Origin of the sequence: Xanthomonas sp. SHU 308, from assembly GCF_000364645.1 — a bacterium.
GTDB classification, from domain to species: Bacteria; Pseudomonadota; Gammaproteobacteria; order Xanthomonadales; family Xanthomonadaceae; genus Xanthomonas_A; species Xanthomonas_A sontii.
In genome coordinates this window covers 1-5288 of sequence record NZ_AQOK01000748.1, presented here as the reverse complement: position 1 = coordinate 5288, position 5288 = coordinate 1, and the positions used below count along the sequence as shown (strand labels likewise).

Genomic DNA, 5288 nt, shown 5'->3' with positions numbered 1-5288 from the left:
CGGCCGGCGGTGCAGCGCGCGCTGGCGGTGGATGCCGCCGCGGGCTAGCGTCCTGCGCTGGCGCGCAGGCAGGGGTAAACTAGCCGGCTTCCTTTCCACCCGCCTGGATTAAGCGCCATGCCCGGGACCGTCCTGCATCCCCTGCCCTCCGCCGGCACCGCCGCCGCACCCGCGCCGGTGCGCGGCAAGCTGTACATCAAGACCCACGGTTGCCAGATGAACGAGTACGACTCGGCCAAGATGGCCGACGTGCTCGCCGCGTCCGAAGGCCTGGAACTGACCGACAACCCCGAAGAAGCGGACGTGGTCCTGGTCAACACCTGCTCGATCCGCGAGAAGGCGCAGGAGAAGGTATTCAGCCAGCTCGGCCGCTGGAAGGCGCTCAAGGCCGGCGGCAAGCCGGTGATCATCGGCGTCGGCGGCTGCGTGGCCTCGCAGGAAGGCGAAGCCATCGTCAAGCGCGCGCCCTACGTGGACCTGGTGTTCGGCCCGCAGACCCTGCATCGGCTGCCGGAGCTGATCCGCGCGCGGCGCGAATCGGGCAAGTCGCAGGTGGACATCAGCTTCCCCGAGGTCGAGAAGTTCGACCGCCTGCCGGAGCCGCGCGCCGAAGGCCCCTCGGCCTTCGTGTCGATCATGGAAGGCTGCTCCAAATACTGCTCGTTCTGCGTGGTGCCCTACACCCGCGGCGAGGAGATCAGCCGCCCGTTCGAGGACGTGCTGGTGGAAGTCGCGCAACTGGCCGCACAGGGCGTGCGCGAGATCAACCTGCTCGGCCAGAACGTCAACGCCTACCGCGGCCCCTACGCCGACGCCGAGGCCGGCGAGGAGACGCAGCATGCCGACCTGGGTCTGCTGATCCGCAGCATCGCGCAGATAGAGGGCATCGGCCGCATCCGCTTCACCACCTCGCACCCGCTGGAATTCAGCGATTCGCTGGTGGAGGCCTACCGCGACGTGCCGCAGCTGGCCAACTATCTGCACCTGCCGGTGCAGGCCGGCAGCGACCGCATCCTCAGCGCGATGAAGCGCGGCTACACCGCGCTGGAGTTCAAGCAGAAGATCCGCAAGCTGCGCGCGGTGCGTCCTGACATCTCGATCAGCTCGGATTTCATCGTCGGTTTTCCCGGCGAGAGCGACGCCGACTTCGACAAGACCATGAAGCTGATCGAGGACGTGGGTTTCGACCAGAGCTTTTCCTTCATCTATTCGCGGCGCCCGGGCACGCCCGCCGCCGACCTGGAAGACGACACGCCCGAGGCGGTCAAGCATGCGCGGCTGGCGCGGCTTCAGGCGCACATCAACGCGCATGCGCAGCAGATCTCGCAGAGCATGATCGGCAGCGTGCAGACCGTGCTGGTGGAAGGGCCGTCGAAGAAGAACCCGGCCGAGCTGACCGGCAAGACCGAGAACATGCGCTCGGTGAACTTCCCCGGCCATCCGCGCCTGATCGGCCAGTTCGTCGAGGTGACGATCACCGAGGCGCTGAGCAATTCGCTGCGCGGCCGCCTGCACCTGGCCGAGGACGACGCCGCGGCCTGAGCGGCGCCGGGCGCGCGCTAGTCGAGCGCGCTGAGGAAGCGCTCGCCGCGCGGGCCGATCTGCACCGCCCGCGAATCCGGCACGCGCCAGGCCAGGCCGGTGTCGAAGAGATACCGGAGCAAGGCGCTGCCCAGCGCACCGGCGACGTGGTCGCGGCGCTCGCTCCAGTCCAGGCACGGCCGGCACAGCGGCCGCCGCGACGCACGCAGCGCCGCCACGTCGATGCCGATCGCCGCGCACCAGGCGGCGCCGGATGCGCTCAAGGCCATGCCGTCGCTGCACAGCAGATGCCCGCGCGCTTCCATCTGCTGGCGCCAGCGGATCGCCAGTTCGCCGGCAAGGTGGTCGTAGCACACCCGCGCCCGGCGCAGACCGGGATCCGCCGGGCCGACCCGCCGCGTCATCGGCGGCGGCGCCAGTCCCATCATCGCCTCGACCGCCGCGGCGACGTCTGCGCCGGCCAGACGGAAATAGCGGTGTCGCCCTTGGCGCGCCACCGCGAGCAAGCCGGCGTCGACCAGTTGCGACAAGTGCCGGCTCGCAGTCGACGGCGCCACCGCGCCGTCCAGCGCCAGTTCGCTGGCAGTGCGCGCCTGTCCGCTCATCAGTGCCGCCAGCATGCGACTGCGCGCCGGGTCGCCGAGCAGAAAGGCGGCACGTGCAAGCAGGGTGTCCTCGCTCATGCTTCGATTGTAGACGAAGCATGCCGCCACGCTGGCGCCTACCTTGCCTGCTCCCCACACGAGGCAGACGCATGACCGACACGCTGCACCACTACGCTTCGCAGTTGCGCTGGACCGGCAACCGCGGCAACGGCACCGCCGACTACAGCCACTATGGCCGCGACTACACGCTGCAGATTCCCGGCAAGGCGGCACTGCCAGGCAGCGCCGACCCGCTCTTCCTCGGCGACCCGGCGCTGCACAATCCGGAAGATCTGTTCGTCGGCGCTCTCGCCGCCTGCCACATGCTCACCTATCTGGCCCTGTGCGCGCATGCCGGCATCCAGGTGCTGGCCTACGAGGACCAGGCCCAGGGCTGGCTGGAGATGCGCCCCGGCCACGGCGGACGCTTTCGCGAGGTGGCGCTGGCGCCGCGCGTGACCATCGCGGCGGACAGCGACGCGCTCCGCGCACAGGCCTTGCACGCACAGGCCCACGCGCAGTGCTTCATCGCCAACAGCTGCGCCATGCCGGTGCGTTGCGAGGCGACGATCGTGCGCCCGGGCGAGCCGCCGGAGGCCGCGCGATGAAGGACGTCGAAATCCACCTCGAAGACCGCCCCGGCGCCCTGTCCGCCATGGCCCAGGCACTCGGCGCGGCCGGCATCAGCATCGAAGGCGGCGGCGTGTGGCGTGTGGACGGGCGCGCGGTCGCGCACTTCCTGTTCGATGCCGCCGCATCGGCAAGCGAGACCTTGCGCGCGCACGGTTTCCACGTGGCCGCCGAACACCCGGTAGTGAGCCTGCGCCTGGACCAGGACACGCCGGGACAGCTCGGCCTGCTGACCGGCATGCTCGGCGCCGCCGGCATCAACATCGCCGTGCAGTACAGCGACCACCATGGGCACCTGATCCTGGTCGCGGACGACCCCGCCGGTGCACGCGCGATTGCGGACGCCTGGATGCGGGCGCGCGACGCGCGGCGTTGAGACGGCGCTGGCGATGGTGATCGCCGCCAAGGCACGTCATAACCGATCCCGGAAAAGACGAACGCCGTTGCCACGGATGCATCGCCGGCCGCACGGGTGCGATTTTTTCGCCAGCACAGGGCGGCGCCTTGCGTGGCAAGGCGTTCGCGCGGTTGTCCACAGGCTTTTGGACGATCGATCCACATGCATTGTGGACAACGTTGCCATCGCCGCGACGCGCAGGTCCGGGCGATGGCGGGGCACGTGCGCTTGCAGATCCGCAAGGCGTACCTCGACCGCACCGGCGGGCCGACGCCGACGTCGCCGCCGCGCGCCCTTCACTGGCCCGGCTACGCGCCGCGCGCTACCCTTTGCGCCCCTCTTTTTTTCGACGTCGCCGCTGGCGGCGCGCGCCCGCCATGACCACCCCCGCGCAACGCGACTTCACCCTGGATCCCGCCGACACCGAGCGCCTGGCCAACCTGGCCGGCCCGTTCGATGCGCACCTGCGGCAGATCGAACTGCGCCTGGGCGTGGAGATCTCCAACCGCGGCAACGTGTACCGGGTGACCGGGCCGGAGCAGGCGGTGGCGGCGGCCGAGCACCTGCTGCAGGCGCTGTACGCCGAGGCCGACCACGTCGCCTTCGACGACCAGGAAATCCACCTGCGGCTCAACCAGTCCAACGTCGACCAGGTGACGCAGCGCGCGTACCAGCCGCAGGACGTGGCGATCAAGGTCAGGCGCGGCACGGTGCGCGGCCGCGGCGCCAACCAGGCCAAGTACCTGCACCAGATCGCCACCCACGACATCAACTTCGGCATCGGCCCGGCCGGCACCGGCAAGACCTTCCTGGCCGTGGCCAGCGCGGTGGAAGCGCTGAACGAATCGCGGGTGCAGCGGCTGATCCTGGTGCGCCCGGCGGTGGAGGCCGGCGAGAAGCTGGGCTTCCTGCCCGGCGACCTCACCCAGAAGGTCGATCCCTACCTGCGCCCGCTGTACGACGCGCTGTACGAGATGCTGGGCGTGGAGAAGGTGGTCAAGCTGCTGGAGAAGAACGTCATCGAGATCGCGCCGCTGGCGTACATGCGCGGACGCACCCTCAACGACGCCTACGTGATCCTGGACGAGGCGCAGAACACCACCATCGAGCAGATGAAGATGTTCCTGACCCGCCTCGGCTTCGGCAGCACCGCGGTGGTCACCGGCGACCTGACCCAGATCGACCTGCCCAAGCACGTCAAGTCCGGCTTGCGCGATGCCATCGAAGTGCTGCACGAGGTGGACGGAGTCAGCTTCACCTTCTTCGAGGCGCGCGACGTGGTCCGGCATCCGCTGGTGGCGCGCATCGTCAACGCCTACGAGAAGCGCGACGTGGTCGACCGCGCCAGCGGCCCGTCCGCATGATCCGGCCCTGGCCCGGCCTGCTGGCAGCGCTGCTTTGCGTGGCCGGCGGCGCCAGCGGCCAGCCGCAGGATCCGCCGCCGGCGCAGGACCCGCCGCCGCAGCGCATCGCCCTGGCGCAATCGCTGACCCCGCCGTGCGTGTCGATCGTGCAGGACACCGCCAGCATCGGCCTGCAGCGCGATGTGCTTGAGCGCGCCGCGGCGATCGCCCGTACTTCGCCGACTGCGCCGCACGGCAACGAAGCGCAACGCCTGGCCTGGATCGCCGGCACCAGGGCGCAGGCGCTGCTGGATGCGGCCGAAGGCGCCGGCGTGACGCGCGACCGCTTCGGCTGCAATGCGCTGGCCTACGCAAAGGTGCCAGCGGACAGCTTCTACCTCGTCGGCCAACTGCTCGAACACGGCCAGGCCGCGGTGTGGCTGCCCGCGTCGGGGCGCTTCGCCGCCACGGTGGACATCCGGCGCGACAATCCGCAGTGCCAGCGAGGCCCGATGGGCAGCCTGGCCTACCGCGTCGACGACGAAAAGACCCCGCTGCTGTTCCTGGTCGCATGCGTGACCTGAGCCTGCTGCTGCACGCCTGTCGCGGCACTCCGTAGCGACCCCACGCACCACGCGGCAGTGACCGACGTACACTGCGATGCTGCTGCCGTGCACGGGGAGGTGCCATGTTCCAGCGATCGTCGTCGTTCGCCTGTCTGCTCTGGCCGAT

The 5288-nt window shown here is 69.9% G+C and carries 6 protein-coding genes; 5 read left to right on the top strand and 1 reads right to left on the bottom strand.

Annotation, left to right across the window (positions count from 1 at the left end; all coding sequences use genetic code 11):
* Positions 1-117 precede the first annotated feature (117 nt).
* Positions 118-1542, top strand: a complete 1425-nt coding sequence (gene miaB, locus D588_RS0119765) for a tRNA (N6-isopentenyl adenosine(37)-C2)-methylthiotransferase MiaB (protein ID WP_017911250.1) — start codon at positions 118-120, stop codon at positions 1540-1542.
* A gap of 17 nt (positions 1543-1559) precedes the next feature.
* Here miaB and D588_RS0119760 read toward each other — a convergent pair whose 3' ends face one another.
* Positions 1560-2225: a winged helix-turn-helix domain-containing protein gene (locus tag D588_RS0119760; RefSeq protein WP_017917221.1), complete on the bottom strand. Its 666-nt coding sequence runs from the start codon at positions 2223-2225 to the stop codon at positions 1560-1562.
* 71 nt (positions 2226-2296) lie between these two features.
* Between D588_RS0119760 and D588_RS0119755 the strand changes: the two genes are divergently transcribed.
* From D588_RS0119755 to D588_RS0119740, 4 genes are all read left to right on the top strand, one after another.
* A complete protein-coding gene (locus D588_RS0119755; RefSeq protein WP_017917220.1) occupies positions 2297-2794 on the top strand; it encodes an OsmC family protein in 498 nt (165 codons plus the stop codon).
* A complete protein-coding gene (locus D588_RS0119750; RefSeq protein WP_017917219.1) occupies positions 2791-3192 on the top strand; it encodes an ACT domain-containing protein in 402 nt (133 codons plus the stop codon). Before D588_RS0119755 ends, D588_RS0119750 begins: the two co-directional genes overlap by 4 nt.
* A gap of 398 nt (positions 3193-3590) precedes the next feature.
* Positions 3591-4577, top strand: coding sequence for a PhoH family protein (locus tag D588_RS0119745; RefSeq protein WP_017917218.1), 987 nt, complete (start codon positions 3591-3593; stop codon positions 4575-4577).
* Positions 4574-5140: a hypothetical protein gene (locus D588_RS0119740; protein WP_017917217.1), complete on the top strand. Its 567-nt coding sequence runs from the start codon at positions 4574-4576 to the stop codon at positions 5138-5140. The genes D588_RS0119745 and D588_RS0119740 overlap by 4 nt, the downstream gene beginning before the upstream one ends.
* The last annotated feature ends 148 nt before the right edge of the window (positions 5141-5288 follow it).